At 63.4% G+C, this 16,008-nt stretch carries 10 protein-coding genes; 7 read left to right on the forward strand and 3 right to left on the reverse strand.

Annotated features, from left to right (window positions below; translation table 11 throughout):
* Positions 1-55 precede the first annotated feature (55 nt).
* The 5 genes from ACFHWW_RS13470 (at position 56) to ACFHWW_RS13490 (ending at position 5,839) form a co-directional block, all read left to right on the forward strand.
* Positions 56-1,468 (forward strand): short-chain fatty acyl-CoA regulator family protein, encoded by a 1,413-nt coding sequence (locus ACFHWW_RS13470; protein WP_018094266.1) that lies wholly within the window; start codon positions 56-58, stop codon positions 1,466-1,468.
* Between the two features lie 277 nt (positions 1,469-1,745).
* Positions 1,746-2,840: a polyamine ABC transporter substrate-binding protein gene (locus ACFHWW_RS13475; protein ID WP_018094267.1), complete on the forward strand. Its 1,095-nt coding sequence runs from the start codon at positions 1,746-1,748 to the stop codon at positions 2,838-2,840.
* A 115-nt stretch (positions 2,841-2,955) separates the two neighbouring features.
* On the forward strand, positions 2,956-4,098 hold the full coding sequence (locus ACFHWW_RS13480; RefSeq protein ID WP_379938659.1) for an ABC transporter ATP-binding protein: 1,143 nt from the start codon (positions 2,956-2,958) through the stop codon (positions 4,096-4,098).
* A gap of 4 nt (positions 4,099-4,102) precedes the next feature.
* Positions 4,103-5,014, forward strand: coding sequence for an ABC transporter permease subunit (locus tag ACFHWW_RS13485; RefSeq protein WP_018094269.1), 912 nt, complete (start codon positions 4,103-4,105; stop codon positions 5,012-5,014).
* Positions 5,015-5,017: 3 nt separating this feature from the next.
* Positions 5,018-5,839 (forward strand): ABC transporter permease subunit, encoded by an 822-nt coding sequence (locus ACFHWW_RS13490; protein WP_100669509.1) that lies wholly within the window; start codon positions 5,018-5,020, stop codon positions 5,837-5,839.
* A 197-nt stretch (positions 5,840-6,036) separates the two neighbouring features.
* Here ACFHWW_RS13490 and ACFHWW_RS13495 read toward each other — a convergent pair whose 3' ends face one another.
* On the reverse strand, positions 6,037-7,863 hold the full coding sequence (locus ACFHWW_RS13495; RefSeq protein ID WP_379938662.1) for an AsmA-like C-terminal region-containing protein: 1,827 nt from the start codon (positions 7,861-7,863) through the stop codon (positions 6,037-6,039).
* Between the two features lie 172 nt (positions 7,864-8,035).
* On the opposite strand from ACFHWW_RS13495, the gene ACFHWW_RS13500 reads away from it, so the two are divergent.
* Positions 8,036-9,988, forward strand: coding sequence for an acetoacetate--CoA ligase (locus ACFHWW_RS13500; RefSeq protein WP_379938664.1), 1,953 nt, complete (start codon positions 8,036-8,038; stop codon positions 9,986-9,988).
* Positions 9,989-9,994: 6 nt separating this feature from the next.
* Here the strand turns inward: ACFHWW_RS13500 and ACFHWW_RS13505 are convergent, their stop codons facing one another.
* Together ACFHWW_RS13505 and ACFHWW_RS13510 are read right to left on the reverse strand one after the other, a co-directional pair.
* A complete protein-coding gene (locus ACFHWW_RS13505) occupies positions 9,995-11,677 on the reverse strand; it encodes an iron ABC transporter permease (RefSeq protein ID WP_275596735.1) in 1,683 nt (560 codons plus the stop codon).
* A gap of 122 nt (positions 11,678-11,799) precedes the next feature.
* The gene (locus ACFHWW_RS13510) at positions 11,800-15,195 is read right to left on the reverse strand and encodes a PAS domain S-box protein (protein ID WP_379938666.1); all 3,396 of its coding nucleotides are present in this window, start codon (positions 15,193-15,195) and stop codon (positions 11,800-11,802) included.
* Positions 15,196-15,427: 232 nt separating this feature from the next.
* On the opposite strand from ACFHWW_RS13510, the gene phaP1 reads away from it, so the two are divergent.
* On the forward strand, positions 15,428-15,874 hold the full coding sequence (gene phaP1 / locus ACFHWW_RS13515) for a phasin PhaP1 (protein WP_003527110.1): 447 nt from the start codon (positions 15,428-15,430) through the stop codon (positions 15,872-15,874).
* The last annotated feature ends 134 nt before the right edge of the window (positions 15,875-16,008 follow it).

Here is a 16,008-nt window from a genome sequence, read left to right on the forward strand (position 1 = left end):
ACTTGTAAAAAATGTCAAAGCGGATCATTTGCCGAATTTGTAAAGGGAATTACAAATGGCCGAGAACAAGATCTTTGCCGGGCCGCGGGTCAGGCGAATTCGAAACGGCCTTCAGCTGACGCAGACGGCCATGGCCGAGGCGCTTGGCATCTCTCCTTCCTATCTGAACCTCATCGAGCGCAACCAGCGGCCGCTGACGGTGCAGCTGCTCTTGAAACTGGCCTCCGTCTACAAGGTCGACCTCGAAGAGCTCCAGGGCGAGGCGGGCAGCGGTCTTGCGCAGCTGCGCGAGGTCTTTGCCGATCCGCTGCTTGCCGGCGAACTGCCGGGGGATCAGGAGTTGGTGGAGGTCGCCGAAGCGGCGCCGAACGTCTCCGGTGGCATCGTCAAACTTCATCGCGCCTACCGCGAACAGGCGTCGCGGCTGAGGGATCTCGCCGCCCTGCTGGCGGGCGAGGGACACATGGCGGCACTTGCGGATACGCGCCTGCCGATGGACGAAGTCCGCGAGGCTTTCGAGGCACGGGCCAATCACTTCGCCCGCATAGAGGAGGCGGCGGAGGCCCTGCATGCAAGCCTCTCGCCCGGAGACGATCTTTCAGGCGCAATGAAGGCTTGGCTCAGAAGGGAGCACGGCCTGGCGGTGCGGACGCTGCCGGTGCACGTGATGCCCACCCTGCGCCGCCGCTTCGACCGCCACTCGATGCGCCTCTTCGTCTCCGAACGCCTGTCGCCCTTCGATCAGCTGCGCGAGATCGCGATCGAGGTGGCTTCGATCGCCTGCCATGAGGCGATTGCCGCCGAGCTCGAGCAGTTCCGCTTTACCACGGCCGAAGCGCGGCGCATCGGCCGCTTCGAACTCGCGCGCTATGCTGCCCATGCGCTGATGATGCCCTATGCGGCATTTCTCGCCGCCGCGCAGCGGATGAAATACGATGTGGCTGTCCTGGCGGCGCGTTTCCAGGTTTCCTACGAGCAGGTCGCCAACCGTCTGACGATGCTGCAGCGGCCCGGTGCGGCGGGGGTTCCGTTTTTTCTCATCGAGATCGACAGCGCCGGCAACAGGCTGCGTCGCGCCGGAGCGCAGGGATTTCCCCATGCCCGCTTCGGCGGCGGCTGTCCCAAGCTCAACGTCCAGGCTGCCTTTGCCGTGCCCGGCCAGGTTCTCGTCGATCGCGTCGGAATGCCTGACGGCACCGAATTCATCACTGTCGCACGCACCGTTGACGGTCCGCAGGCCGCCTTCCACGAACGGGTTCGGCGCACGGCGATCCTCGTCGGTTGCGAGGCCGCCTTCGCGAGCGAGATGGTCTATGGCGCCGCCGCGGTCGTGCCGGCGATCGCAATCGGTCCGGCCTGCCGGCTTTGCGAGCGGCAGGGGTGCCTGGCGCGCGCCGAACCGCCGATCACCCGACCGCTCGGTCTCGACGAGATGGCCACCGGGCTGAGCGTCTTCGACTTTCAGTGAGGCCGCGCGAAATGGCACGCAATCCGCAGGCTGATGTCGTCATGACGCCAGCAACTCCCCGAAGCGCTCCCCATCCCTGCGACAAGGACAGAGTGCGGTAAGAGGAGGGAATTTTCGGGTGAAAAACCGCGAACCACTTTTTTCCTGGAACCGCTCTAACTCCTTGAGCTTATCGAGAAAGATGCCTAACCTCCGCATCGGCACGATCAAAAGACGGGGCGTAACGGCACTGGAGAAGAAATTACTGTCCCGAGCCGATAATCAAGAGGGGAGTTGCATGTCCAAACTCATCGTCGCAACCTTGACCACCGCGGTGCTTGCGGGATCGACCATGCTGGCTTCGGCCCAGGAGAGGGTCGTCAACGTCTATAACTGGTCGGACTATATCGATGACAGTATCCTCGAGGATTTCACCAAGGAGACCGGCATCAAGGTCGTCTATGACGTGTTCGACTCGAACGAGATTCTGGAAACGAAGCTGCTCGCCGGCGGCTCCGGTTACGACGTCGTCGTTCCGACCGCTTATTTCCTGCAGCGCCAGATCGCTGCCGGGGTGTTCCAGAAGCTAGACAAGTCGAAACTGCCGAACATTTCCAACATGTGGGACATGGTCATGGAGCGTACCGCGCAGTACGATCCCGGCAACGAATACGCCGTCGACTACATGTGGGGCACGACCGGCATCGGCTACAATGTCGAGAAGATGAAGGAGATTCTCGGCACGGACGAGAAGCCGAACTGGGATGTCATTTTCGACCCGGAGATTGCGGCGAAGTTCAAGGACTGCGGCATCCATCTCCTCGATTCGCCCACCGACATCATGCCCTCGGCGCTCGCCTATCTGGGGCTCAATCCCGACAGCCACGATCAGGCGGACCTCGAAAAGGCAGCCGACCTGCTGATGAAGGTCCGGCCCAATATCCGCAAGTTCCATTCGTCCGAATATATCAACGCGCTCGCGAACGGCGACATCTGCCTCGCCGTCGGCTTTTCCGGCGACGTCTTCCAGGCGCGCGACCGGGCGGCCGAGGCCAAGGCCGGCGTAACCGTCGACTACTCGATCCCGGAGCAGGGCGCGCAGATGTGGTTCGATATGCTGGCTATCCCCGCCGATGCGCCGCATGTCGCCGAGGCGCATGAGTTCATCAACTACATGATGAAGCCGGAAGTCATCGCCAAGGCCTCGAACTATGTGTTCTACGCCAACGGCAACAAGGCCTCGCAGGAGTTCCTCGACAAGGAAGTGCTCGAAGACACCGCCATCTATCCATCCGATGCCGTGATGCAGAAACTCTTCACCACCACGCCCTTCGAGGCCAAGGAGCAGAGGGTATTGACCCGGCTCTGGACCAAGATCGTCACTGGTCAGTAGGAAAACGAATTGCCCGGACCTCAAATCCGGGCAATTTTCTGCATGTTTCTGCGCTCAACTCTCGACGTGTCGGCGCCGTCCATTGCGTATGGGCTGTGCCATTCGAGGATAGATGATGAAGTCTCTCGGAAGTATCCGGCGTTCTTTCGCGCCATGGGCGGACCCCGCCTCCAAGCCTTTCATTTCCGTCAAGAACGTCACCAAGAAGTTCGGTGACTTCACCGCCGTGGACGATCTTTCGCTGAACATCTACACGCGCGAATTCTTCGCGCTGCTCGGCGCTTCGGGCTGCGGCAAATCCACCCTCCTGCGGATGCTGGCCGGTTTCGAGCAGCCGACATCGGGCGAAATCATCCTCGACGGCCAGAGCCTGGCGGGCATCCCGCCCTACCGCCGTCCGGTCAATATGATGTTCCAGTCCTATGCGCTGTTTCCGCACATGACGGTCGAAAACAACGTCGCCTTCGGCCTGAAGCAGGACGGAATGCCGAAAGCGGACATCGCCGAACGCGTCGCGCAGATGCTGAAGCTCGTCAAGCTGGAGAAGTTCGCCAAGCGCAAGCCGCATCAGCTTTCCGGCGGCCAGCGCCAGCGCGTCGCCCTTGCCCGTTCTCTGGCAAAGCGGCCGAAGGTGCTGCTGCTCGACGAGCCGCTCGGCGCGCTCGACAAGAAGCTGCGCGAGGAAACGCAATTCGAGCTCATGGACCTCCAGCAGGAACTCGGCCTCACCTTCGTCGTCGTCACCCACGATCAGGAAGAGGCGATGACCATGGCGGACCGCATCGCGGTCATGAGCCACGGCAAGGTCGTCCAGGTGGCGACGCCGGCGGAGATCTACGAAGCGCCGAATTCGCGCTTCGTCGCCGATTTCATCGGCGACGTGAACATATTCGACGGCAAGGTCACCTCGGCCGGAGACGGCTATATACGTGTCGAGACGACGGGCGGTATACCGGTCCGGATGGCGTCGCCGGAAACGCCGGGAAACGGCGCAAAGGCGGCCGTCGCCATCCGGCCCGAGAAGATCAGAATTGGCCGACAGCCGCCGGCGCATGCGCCGGTGAACGCCGCCGAGGGCGAGATATGGGACATCGGCTATCTCGGCGATATGACGGTTTTTCACATCCGGCTGAAGGACGGCAAGGTCGTCAAGGCGTCATCGCTGAACGCGGCGCGGGCGGTCGAGGACCCGCTCGGTTACGACCAGCAGGTCTGGATCTCCTTCGGTGAAGATGCGGGCGTCGTTTTGAAGGATTGAAGCCATGGCGAAACTCGCCTCAGCCATCGTCAGCCGCCTGGTCATAATCATTCCCTATGCCTGGCTCCTGTTCTTCTTCCTCATCCCTTTCTTCATCGTCTTCCGCATCTCGCTGTCGCAGACGGCCGTCGCGATGCCGCCCTATATGCCTGTCTTCGACCTGGCGGGCGGCCTTTCCGGCATCGTGGAGAAGCTCGGTGAATTCTCGCTCGACAATTACGTATGGCTGACGGAGGACGTCCTCTATTTCAACGCCTATATATCGAGCGTCGTCATCGCCGCCATCTCGACCCTGCTGACGCTCCTGATCGGCTATCCGATCGCCTACGGCATGGCGAAGGCGCCGCGTTCGCTGCGACCCACGCTGCTGATGATGGTGATCCTGCCCTTCTGGACGAGCTTTCTGATCCGCGTCTATGCCTGGATCGCCATCCTGAAGCCGGAGGGCCTGCTCAACCAGTTTCTGTCGGCGGTCGGCCTGATCGATCAGCCGCTCATCATCCTCAACACCAATTGGGCGATCTATATCGGCATCGTCTATTCCTATCTGCCCTTCATGGTGCTGCCGATCTACTCGGCCCTTGAGAAGATGGACCATTCGCTGACCGAAGCCGCCCAGGACCTCGGCTGCACGCCTGCCGCCGCCTTCTGGCGCGTGACCTTTCCCCTGTCGCTCCCCGGCGTCGTGGCCGGCTGCCTGCTCGTTTTCATTCCGGCTGTCGGCGAGTTCGTGATTCCCGACCTCCTCGGCGGCTCGGAAACGCTGATGATCGGCAAGACCTTGTGGAGCGAGTTCAATTCCAATCGCGACTGGCCGGTTTCGTCTGCCGTGGCGATCATCCTGCTCATGATCCTGGTGATACCCATCGTCTATTTCCAGAACATTCAGGCCAGAACCGACGGCGAGGGGAGGTGAGCTATGGAGAAGTGGTCCCGTTTCAACATCGCCTCGGTCGTTCTAGGCTTCGGCTTTCTCTATCTGCCGATCGTGCTCCTGGTGATCTTCTCCTTCAACGAGTCGAAACTGGTCACCGTCTGGGCGGGCTTCTCGACCAAGTGGTACAGTCAGCTCTGGCATAACCAGGGCCTTCTGGACGCGGCCTGGGTAACGATCCGGGTGGCGCTCCTTTCGGCGACCTGTGCGACCGTCCTCGGAACTCTGGCGGCACTCGCGCTGGTGCGCTACACCCGATTTCGCGGCCGCGTTCTTTTTTCCGGCATGGTCTATGCGCCTCTGGTGATGCCGGAGGTGATCACCGGCCTGTCGCTGCTGCTGCTCTTCGTGGCGATCGGGTTCGACCGCGGTTTCTGGACGATCACGCTCGCCCATATCACCTTCACCATGTGCTTCGTCGCGGTCGTGGTCCAGTCGCGTCTTCTGAGCTTCGACCAGTCGATCGAGGAGGCGGCGCTCGATCTCGGCGCGACCCCGGTCAGGACCTTCTTCGCGATCACGCTGCCGGTGATCGCGCCGGCCGTCTTTTCCGGCTGGATTCTCGCTTTCACGCTCTCGCTCGACGATCTCGTGATTGCAAGCTTCACGACCGGGCCGGGCGCCACGACGCTGCCGATGAAGATCTACAGCCAGGTCCGCCTGGGGGTGACGCCGGAAATCAATGCCATCTGCACGATCCTGATCGGCATCGTCGCTTTGGGTGTGATCGTCGCATCGATCGTCACGAAGCGTCGTGAAGTCCAGCGCGAAAAGGACGAGCGAGCAGCCTTCGCGGCGATTGGTTGAGCGAGGGCGTGTTGGGGTTCATCTCGCGTTTGTGACGGCTGCTCGGAGGAGTGCCATCTATTTTTCCTCCTCATCTCTCACGAGCACAGGGGTGAGGAGATCAAACAAGCCGCTGCGAAAATCTCAACAGGCTTCAAAGCACTTCCACGAAAAGTGTGTAACGGTTTTCCGTCCGGAAGTGCGTTGTCTCAAAGATGTTACTGTGGACTGAGGAGAACCGACAGCGGTGAGATTACTGCGTTCGGCCAGGACCCGCCGATGAAGAATTGCAGCGGCTCCTTGCCGGCCTCGGGGCCCGCGAGCGTTCCCGCCAGGGCGAGACTGCCGCTTCGATAAGGGATGACGCCGGTCACCGAAATATTGCCGGCGGGGCCGACGAAAGCGGCCCGGTCCAGCCGTGCGGTGCCGCTGCCGAAGCTCGCCTCGATGTCTGCCGTGTGGAACTCGAGCGTGCCGTCGCTTGCCTGCGACAGGGAGAAGAATTCCCCCTTGCGCACGAGATCGGTGAAGGCGTGAACGTCGAAATCGGCGAGCCTGCCGTTGGTGAGCGAATAATCGAGACGGCCGAAGACATCGGCGATCCCCGTCTCCCAGAGGGGGCGGCCGGTGGCAAGATCGACGCTGAGAACGCCCCGGCCGGTCGGAACGGGACCCTTGAGGCCGAAGCTGTCGAGGACGGCAGCGAAGTCGGCGTCTTTCAGGTTCATCTGCAGCTTGCCGCCTTGCCCCAGCCCTTTTTCCGAGAGCACGGCGCGGCCGCTCAGCCTGCCATTCGCATAGGTGCTGTCGCCGATGTCGAGCGAAACCCGGCTTCCATCGATCATCACCCCGGCAGCGACATCGGTCAGGTGCAACGGACCGGCCAGGACTTCCTGGGACGACAGCCGGACATCCAGACGCCAGCCCCCGACAAGAGCCTGGGCCATCCGCCATCCGCGGCCGTCCTCCTGCGCCGGCTTCAGCGTTGCCAGGGGCAAGCCGTTGAGGTCGATCCGGTCGAAGGCGAGCGTGCCTTCCACGCGCGGCTCCTTGCCGGACGGCAATTGCACATCCAGAACGCCCGTCGCCGTGGCTTCGCCGACCGCCAGCTGCAGGTCCTCGAGCTTCAACGCCGTCTCACCGGTGGTCACCCTCGTATCGATACTGAACCCGCCCGGAGGCAATCCCGCATCCGGAGCCCCGCGGTACCACGCGGCAAGCGCTGCCAGTGAAGGTGCGGACATCTGCAGATGGCCGAAGGCGAAAGGCTGGGTCGAGAAATTGCCGGTACCCTCGAACGAAAAGGTCAACGGAGCCGAGGTGAGCGATGTCTTGAGAGCGGCGTTGCGCCTGGCAAAGAGGGCGAGCGGCTCCTCGCATACGAAGGCCCAGCCCACCGCTTCGCCGCCGATGAGCGCGGAGAATTGTGCGCTTAGCCGCCCTCCGAAGGAAGGCCATTTGAGGGTACCGGAAATCCCCGCGACGTCTATGCCCTCACCGGTTGGCGCCATGTGGTCGACAACGCGGAAGCGGCCATTCTCGATGGTGATGTCTCCGAAGGGAGCCTCGTCACGCGGCACGGTATTGCCCGGCGGCACCAGCCAGTCCGGTTTTTGCCAGTTGAACGCGCCGTCGGCCCCGCGCTCGAGCGTGAGGACCGGATCGACGAGCGTGATCTCGTCAAGAGCCTGTTCGCCACGAAGTGCGGAAAGCAGGCTGAACGAAGCGGTGATGCGGCCGATCTCTGCAAGCGGGCGCGGTTCGGGTCCGGTGGAGACGATCGTCGTTGCGGGGAGCGTCACCACGGGTTCCGGCCAGAACCGGACTTCCGGCTCGCCGCTGATCTTGCTTTTCCCGCCCGACCAGTCGTCGAGCATCCGCTCCATCGCCGCGCGGGCCTCGGTCGTCGAAACCACGAGCGGCAGCGCAGCATTGTATGCGGCGGCGAGGGCGATGCCTATGGCGGCCGACCAAACGAGGTGGCGCCGGCGAAGCCGCGCCCACAGGCGCGAACCGCCCAATATCTGGAACATCTTCCTCGTCATTTCGGTCGGACTGCCATCGCCTCGGGTAAGCCGCTTGGATAGGACTTCGGCCTGCATAATGCAAATGCCACTGACATGGAAATGTCGCCGTCGCGATCATGCGGAGCCGCATCCGCACTGTTTGTTCCGCGCTGCAGCATGATATAGAAAAGTCCGAAGAGCGGAGGAAAGCATGCAAGCAGAACGGCCTTTATGGATTCCGGACAGGGAAATTCTCGAGCGCAGCCCGATGGCTGAGTTCATCGCCTGGTGCGGGGAGCGCTTCGGGCGCAGCTTCCCCGACTATGATGCCTTTCACGACTGGTCGGTGACCGAGCGCGGCGATTTCTGGACCGCCGTATGGGAGCATTGCAAGGTGATCGGCGAAGGCGGAGAAAGGGCGCTCGTCGACGGCGACCGGATGCTCGACGCCCGCTTCTTTCCGGAAGCGAAGCTCAATTTCGCCGAAAACCTGCTGCGCAAGTCGGGGACCGGCGATGCCCTGATCTTCCGCGGCGAGGACCAGGTGAGCTATCGGCTGACCTGGGACGAACTGCGCGCCCTGGTGTCGCGTCTGCAACAGGCGCTGAAGGCGCAGGGGATCGGCGTCGGCGACCGCGTCGCCGCTATGATGCCGAATATGCCGGAGACGATCGCCCTCATGCTTGCGACCGCTTCGGTCGGCGCCATCTGGTCGTCCTGTTCGCCCGATTTCGGCGAGCAGGGCGTTCTCGATCGCTTCGGCCAGATCGCCCCCAAGCTCTTCGTCGTTTGCGACGGCTACTGGTATAACGGCAAGCGGCAGGACGTGGACGCGAAGGTGCGTGCGGTGGCCAAGGCGCTCGGGGCGCCGACCGTCATCGTTCCCTATGCGGGAGACAGTGCCGCGCTTGCGCCGACCGTCGATGGCGGGGTGACGCTTGCCGATTTCATCGCCGAATTCCAGGCCGGACCGCTTGCCTTCGAGCGCCTGCCGTTCAGCCACCCGCTCTATATACTGTTCTCCTCGGGCACGACCGGCGTACCCAAATGCATCGTCCATTCTGCCGGCGGAACGCTGCTGCAGCACCTCAAGGAACATCGCTTCCATTGCGGGCTGAGGGACGGCGAGCGGCTGTTCTATTTCACCACCTGCGGCTGGATGATGTGGAACTGGCTGGCCTCGGGCCTCGCCGTAGGCGCCACGCTGTGCCTCTATGACGGCTCACCTTTTTGCCCCGACGGCAACGTGCTCTTCGATTATGCCGCCGCCGAACGCTTCGCCGTGTTCGGCACGTCGGCGAAATATATCGACGCCGTGCGCAAGGGTGGATTCACCCCGGCAAAGACGCACGACTTGTCGTCCTTGCGGCTCATCACGTCCACCGGCTCGCCGCTTTCGCCGGAGGGCTTCTCCTTCGTCTATGACGGCATCAAGGCCGATGTCCAGCTCGCCTCGATTTCCGGCGGCACCGACATCGTCTCCTGCTTCGTGCTCGGCAATCCCCTGAAGCCCGTGTGGCGCGGAGAGATCCAGGGCCCCGGCCTCGGCCTCGCCGTCGATGTCTGGAACGACGAAGGCAAGCCGGTGCGCGGCGAAAAGGGCGAACTCGTCTGCACCAGGGCGTTTCCGTCGATGCCAGTCATGTTCTGGAACGATCCGGACGGTGCGAAGTATCGAGCCGCCTATTTCGACCGCTTCGACAACGTCTGGTGCCACGGCGATTTTGCCGAATGGACGCCGCATGGCGGCATCGTCATCCACGGCCGCTCCGACGCGACATTGAATCCCGGCGGCGTGCGCATCGGCACGGCGGAAATCTACAACCAGGTCGAACAGATGGATGACGTCGCCGAAGCACTCTGCATCGGCCAGGACTGGGAGGACGATGTCCGCGTCGTCCTGTTCGTGCGGCTGGCCTCCGGAGTCGAGCTGACCGAAGGACTGACAAGGGAGATCAGGAACCGCATCCGGTCCGGCGCCTCGCCGCGGCACGTGCCGGCGAAGATCATCGCCGTCGCCGACATCCCTCGCACCAAGTCCGGCAAGATCGTCGAACTGGCTGTGCGCGACGTGGTGCACGGCCGACCGGTCAAGAACAAGGAAGCGCTGGCGAACCCGGACGCTCTCGACCTCTTCGCGGGGCTGGAGGAACTCAAGAGCTGAATTCGTCTATGACCTGCGTTCGAGCGACCGGGACACGAGGATGACGGGGACCATCCCGGCCAGGACGATGATCATCGCCGCAACGGAGGCGTCTTCCACCTTCGCCCGCGAGGCATCCTCGTAGACCAGCGTCGCGAGCGTATTGAAATTGAACGGACGCAGCATGATGGTCGCGGAAAGCTCTTTCATCGTCTCTATGAAGACGAGGAGCGCGGCCGTCAGCACTGCGGGCCGCATCATGGGCAGGAGGACCGCCCGCAGCGTCTGGCCGCTCGTGCGTCCGAGCGCGCGTGCGGCCATGTCCAGATGCGGCGACAGTTTCTGGAAGCCGGCCTCGAGCGTCCCTTCCGCCATGGTCAGGAACCGGACCGTGCAGGCATAGATGATGGCAAAGCCGGTGCCGCTCATGAGCAGGCCGGTGGAAATCCCGAAAAGCCCCCGCATCTCGGCGTCGATGGCGTTGTCCAGGGCCGCGAGCGGAAAGAGCACCCCGATTGCCAGGACCGTCCCGGGCACGCCATAGCCGAAGGAGGCGAGCCGCCCGGCGATATCGCTGATGCGCGAACGCCCGGTGCGCGCGGCATAGGCGAGCACGAAACCCAGGAGCACGGTCGCAAACGCCGTCAGGCCGGAGACGAGGATGCTGTGCAGCAGCGCACTCAGGAGGCGCGGCGCCAGGAACTGGTCGAGGCGTTTCAGGGCATAGTCGCCCAGAACGAGGAAGGGAACGGCAAAGCCCGACAGTGTCGGCAGAAGGCAGGCGGCCGTCGCTGCCCATTTCTTCCAGCCGGAAAGTTTCAGCCGCGCGGCATCGTGAACTGCGGCCGTGGTCTTCTGGCTCGCAAAGCGCTGTCTGCGGCGCGCCGCCCTCTCGACCATCATCAGCGCGATGACGAAAACCAGCATGATGCAGGCGATCTGCGCCGCGCCGGCGAGGCTGCCGCGGTTGAGCCAGGTGTCGAAGATGGAGAAGGTCAGGGTCTGCACGCCAAGAAATTCGACCGCCCCGATATCGTTCAGCGTTTCCATGGCAACGAGCGTGAGGCCGATCATGATCGCCGGCCGCGCCATCGGAAGCTGGACGCGAAAGAAGACCTTCAGCGGTCCGGCGCCCAGCGTCCGGGCTACGTCCGCGGCAGCGCGGCCCTGCATGAGGAACATGGAGCGGCAGGCGAGATAGATATAGGGATAGAGCACCGAGCTCAGCACGAGCACGGCCCCGCCGAGGGAGCGCACGTCGGGAAACCAGTAATCGCGGCTCGTCTGAAATCCGAAGAGGGCTCGGATCAGACCCTGCACAGGGCCGGTGAAGGTGAGCAGCTCCCCGAAGGCATAGGCCGAAAGATAGGCCGGTATGGCAAGCGGCAGCACCAGGGCCGCGGAAAGGAAGCGGCGTAACGGAAATTCATAGGTTGCCACCAGCCAGGCGGTGACGATGCCGATCACGGCGGTGGCGGTGCCGGTGAACAGGACCAGGAGAAGCGTGCGACCGGTTGCGCGCGGGATCACGTTTTCGATGAGATGCGGCCAGTCTGCGGTGCCGCCGGAAATGGCGAGCCACGCAATGGCAAGAATCGGCATGAGCACGACGGCGGAGGCGAGTCCGGCCCAGCCGGTGAGCAGCGGATGGTGAAGGCCGGTGCCGGAGCTGGCGTAGCGCCGCTTGAGGCTTTTGGCGGTGAAGTGCAAACGATCCGTCCGAAGCAATGCCGATCGAAATGACGAGTGAGGAAACGGCCCGCAGTTTCCTCAACCTTCGAGAACCGACAAACTGGTTCCTTCAGGTCAACATTTCCTTACAGCATTCGGTTTCAATTGGCCAAGACGCGTTGTGAGGGAAAGGATATTTCCACCAGTGTGCCCTCGTTCGGGGCGGAAGTGATTGCGAACTGCGCTCGGTTCGCTTCCGCCATCGCCTTGGTCAGCGGCAGGCCGAGGCCGGTGCCGTCGCCACGCTTGCGGCCGCCGGTCGTGACCTGACGGAAGGGCTTCATCGCCTGGTCGAGCTCGTTGCGGGTCATGCCGATGCCGGTGTCGCGGATTCTCAGCATGACGCTGCCATTGGCCTCGTAGGAGGTCGACACGACGATCTGGCCGCCCGACGGCGTAAAGCGGATGGCATTCGCGAGGATGTTCAGGGCGATCTGCTTGATCGAACGGTCGTCGGCGACGACTTCCGGCACGGAGCCCGACAGCGAGGTGCGGATGATCACGCGCTGGCTATTGGCCTGCGGCTGCACCAGCGACACGGCCTCGGAAACGGCCTCATTGAGATCAACGGCGCCGAAGTCGAGATCCATCTCGCCGGCCTCGATCTTCGAGATGTCGAGCAGATCGTTGACGATGTCGAGGACATGCCGTCCCGACCGGCCGATGTCGCCGGCATATTCAATATAGCGCGGATGGCCGATGGGGCCGAAATGCTCGCTCGCCATCATGTCGGAAAACCCGATAATGGCGTTGAGCGGCGTGCGGATCTCGTGGCTGACCCGGGCCAGGAATTCCGTCTTGTGAGCATTTGCCGTCTCGGCGGCGCGCTTGGCGTTGCGAAGTTCCTCTTCGGTCCGCTTCCACTGGGTGATGTCGCGGATGACGGCGCAGTAACCATTGGAGGAGGAGAGCCGGCCGATGGTCATGAACAGCGGAATGAAGCCGCCGGCGGCCTCGCGGCCGATCACTTCCCGGCCATCGTTGAGCACGCTTGCGACGCCGTGGCCGGAAAGGCCCTGGAGATAGTCGATCACCGCCTTCTGGCTCTCATGGGCGAAGAGCGCGGCGAACGGCTTTCCGCGCATATCGGCCTCGTCATAGTCGAAAAGCGCACTTGCGGAGCGGTTCATCGTCCGGATGTCGCCGTCCCGTCCGAGGACCACGACCCCATCGGTCGCGGTTTCCAGAATCGATCGGAGCTCGTCGATCTCCATCCGGAGCCGGCTTGCTTCTGCCGCTCCTTCGTCTTCGAGCGCCTGCTTCTCGGCTTCGCTTGCGCCGGCCGGGGTCAGCGCAAGCATCAGCGCGCTCTTTCCTTCCCAGCGGATCGAATGCAGGTGGGCGCCGACGGGAACGAGCCTGCCATCCTTGCGGACCAGCGTCATGGTTCCGTTCGGCTTTGCTGCGCCTGCCTCGTTTCCGAGAGCGAACAGGGCCTCGAGGCCACCCTCCTGCTCGAAGGCTTCGAGATCCTCATATCCGGTCAGCCGCAGGAATTCCGCATTGGCATGCAGCAAGGCGTCGCCGTGGTGAACCAGCAACGCGACCGGCAGCCTGTCGAGGATCTCGCTGCTCATGGCTGCGCCGTTGCGTGCGGTGAGGCCGGGCTCCGTTGCTGCAGCAGGGGTTTCGCCCGCCGGCGCCGCATCGTGCCGTCCGCCTGGCGCCTCGGCTTCCTCCGTCTGTCGGCTTTCTTGCATGGCAGCCGGAGTGCTCAGGGAGGTGTCCGCTGCGGGTCGGCCTTCGGATCTGCCCTCCTGCGGCAGCGGATCAGGGGCGAAATGCTCGCCGAGCTGCCTTGCAATCTCGCGGAAGGCCGCCTGCTCGCCGCGGGTCAGCGCGCCGGCTCCCGCCGGTCGGCGCTCGTCGAGGTCGATGACCTTGTCGGAGGCCTGCCGTCCGGTCGTTTCGACGACCCGCAACGCGGGCTGTTCGCCGCGGAAAGGGTCTTCCGATACGTCCGGTGCAACCTCGGCCGCATCTTTCCCACTGCCGGCGGCAGGGCCGGTCCTGGAGCCAGCCTCAGCCTGCGGCGCATCGGCGCCCTCAGCCGACATGTCGCTTGATGCCTGCGCGATCTGCGCCGGCGCCGGCCGGTCGAGGGAAAGCCCGGCCGCCTTCGCGTCCGGCACGGCGTCGGCGACCCTGACGATGCCGAAGCCGCGGAAGCCGTCGAACTCGCGCGAACGGGAATAGGTGGGAAGGGCGGCGAGATCGACCGGCACCTTGAGATTGGTTCCCTGGACCGGCCAGAAGATCGTTTTGCCGGACCAGGTATCGCGGCGGTGCAGAAGCTCGTTGATCTTGTCGTCGGGGTCGAGATCGTAGCGCTCGGCGAGATCGGTGAAGGTCACGCCGATCACGTCGGCGGCCTTCGGGCCGACGGCTGACGCGAACTCTTCGGAGATTTCGCTGAAACGTCCCTCCGCGTCGATCTTCCAGACGAACCGAACCGCCCGTCCGCCGGCCGCAAACGCAAAGTCGGCGGTTTCGCCGCCACGATTCGCATCGCCAGCCGGTTCGCCGGAAGCCGGTTCGGCTTCAAGCGGCGTTTCAGGCTCGGCGAGATCGGCCGCCTCGGCCTCGTCCTTCGGAGCGAGCTCCCCTTGCGCATCCTCCGCGGTGCCGTTCTCGACAGGCACTTCGTGTTCTCTCGCTGCAGCCGCCTCCGGGGCCTCGGCTTCCTCAACGGGCGCCTCCGCCTGGTCCGTCTCCGCCGGTGTCGCGGACGGAGGAACCACCTCTCGTGTTTCGCTCGACGGCGCAGGTGCGGCGGGGATCGCCTGCTCCTGCGCTGTTTCGCCGACGGCCTCTCCGGTCTCCGGTTTTTCGAGGATTGCCTCCACCGCGAAGAGCAGGTGGAGGGCCGGGTGGTCCGAAATCTTGCCGACTGCAGCCGGCAGGCGCCCTTTTTCCGTCGCGACCGGACGCTTGATCAGGCGATCCTTGTCGTTCGCAGCGGCTGCAACGAGCGTTCGGCGAATATCCGCCGAAAGGCCAAGACTCTCGAAGCCGGGCGAGCCGGCAATGATGGACCCGTCGCTATCGAGCACGGCCATGTGCGTGTCCGGTCCGTCGAGCCCGGCAATCATAGCCTCGGCGCGGGCCTCGGCCGAAAGCGCCTTGCCGTTGTTCGGCGCGGTGAACAGAATTGCCTCTTCCCCGGGTGCGATGCGGATCATCTCCACGGCGGCGTTGAGCAGAAGCCGGCGAAAGCCCGATGCCATACGGATCAGAAGCTGCCGGCGGTCCCCGACGGCGGCGAGCTGCGCCGCGGCGGCGCGCAACTGGCGAAGCGAAAGATCGCTCGGATCGAGGTCGGTATCGATGAAATCGTAGACCGAGGCCGTCCCGAACAGCTTTGCGCCCTGGTCGTTGGCCCATAGCACCCGCGCGACACTCTTCGAAAAAAGGACGGACGCATCCCCCCGGGCAAAATGCTCCCGCACCCGTGCATGCACGGCAATGTCGATGAAGGGGTACTGTCTTTCGGGCATCGGCAAACCTACTGACGGATCGCTTGCGCGTTAACGCTCTATTAATACCCAGCCCATCGGCGAGGGTCCAGCAACGGTGCGGCCTCGGCCACGTCTTTCGGCGCGGAAGGTTAATGTGCACGGTTTATTGTGCGCTGCACAAATTTATTGCAACGCACAACCAAATCCGCTATAGAACCGTCATCAATCAAAACGGCGCCTCTGAAGAGGGCCACACCAAGGAGCGCATGAAATGGCTACCAGGAAGACCGAAGACGCATTTTCCCTCTCTTTCGACCCGACCAAGTTTGCCGACAGCTTCCGCGAGTTCGCCGAAAAGGGCGCCGCGCAGTCGAAGGAAGCTTACGCCAAGATGAAGACCGCGACCGAAGAAGCAGCGAAGACTGTCGAAGCGACGGTCGAGAGCGCTCAATCGGGCACCGTCGAACTCGGCCTCAAGGCCATCGACGCGCTGCGCACCAATGCCGAAAGCTCGCTCTCGCACATGGAAGCTCTGCTCGGCGTAAGGTCGCTCTCCGAACTCGTCGAACTGCAGACCGCCTTCATCCGCAAGCAGGCAGAGCTTGCCGTCGAGCAGGCGAAGACGATGCAGGAAGCAACGCGCAAGGTCGCCGAGAACGTTGCCAAGCCCGGCAAGGATGCCGCGGAAAAGGCGATGTCCAGCCTCAAGAAGGGCTGATCGGCCGCGCCGTATCAATCGGATTCGAAGCAAAGACCGGGTGGCTTGCCATCCGGTCTTTTTGCTGGATAATCTGAACTTAAGGCTTGCAAATCGGTGTGAGTGACCGTATGTGAGCCGCCAAGCGACGACCC

Source organism: Sinorhizobium sp. P24N7, assembly GCF_042436655.1.
Lineage (GTDB): Bacteria > Pseudomonadota > Alphaproteobacteria > Rhizobiales > Rhizobiaceae > Sinorhizobium > Sinorhizobium meliloti_A.

Coding starts and splice junctions, on each gene's coding strand:
- ACFHWW_RS13470 (WP_018094266.1), top strand. CDS start 56: ATGGCCGAGAACAAGATCTTTGCCGGGCCGCGGGTCAGGCGAATTCGA.
- ACFHWW_RS13475 (WP_018094267.1), top strand. CDS start 1,746: ATGTCCAAACTCATCGTCGCAACCTTGACCACCGCGGTGCTTGCGGGA.
- ACFHWW_RS13480 (WP_379938659.1), top strand. CDS start 2,956: ATGAAGTCTCTCGGAAGTATCCGGCGTTCTTTCGCGCCATGGGCGGAC.
- ACFHWW_RS13485 (WP_018094269.1), top strand. CDS start 4,103: ATGGCGAAACTCGCCTCAGCCATCGTCAGCCGCCTGGTCATAATCATT.
- ACFHWW_RS13490 (WP_100669509.1), top strand. CDS start 5,018: ATGGAGAAGTGGTCCCGTTTCAACATCGCCTCGGTCGTTCTAGGCTTC.
- ACFHWW_RS13495 (WP_379938662.1), bottom strand. CDS start 7,863: ATGACGAGGAAGATGTTCCAGATATTGGGCGGTTCGCGCCTGTGGGCG.
- ACFHWW_RS13500 (WP_379938664.1), top strand. CDS start 8,036: ATGCAAGCAGAACGGCCTTTATGGATTCCGGACAGGGAAATTCTCGAG.
- ACFHWW_RS13510 (WP_379938666.1), bottom strand. CDS start 15,195: ATGCCCGAAAGACAGTACCCCTTCATCGACATTGCCGTGCATGCACGG.
- phaP1 (WP_003527110.1), top strand. CDS start 15,428: ATGGCTACCAGGAAGACCGAAGACGCATTTTCCCTCTCTTTCGACCCG.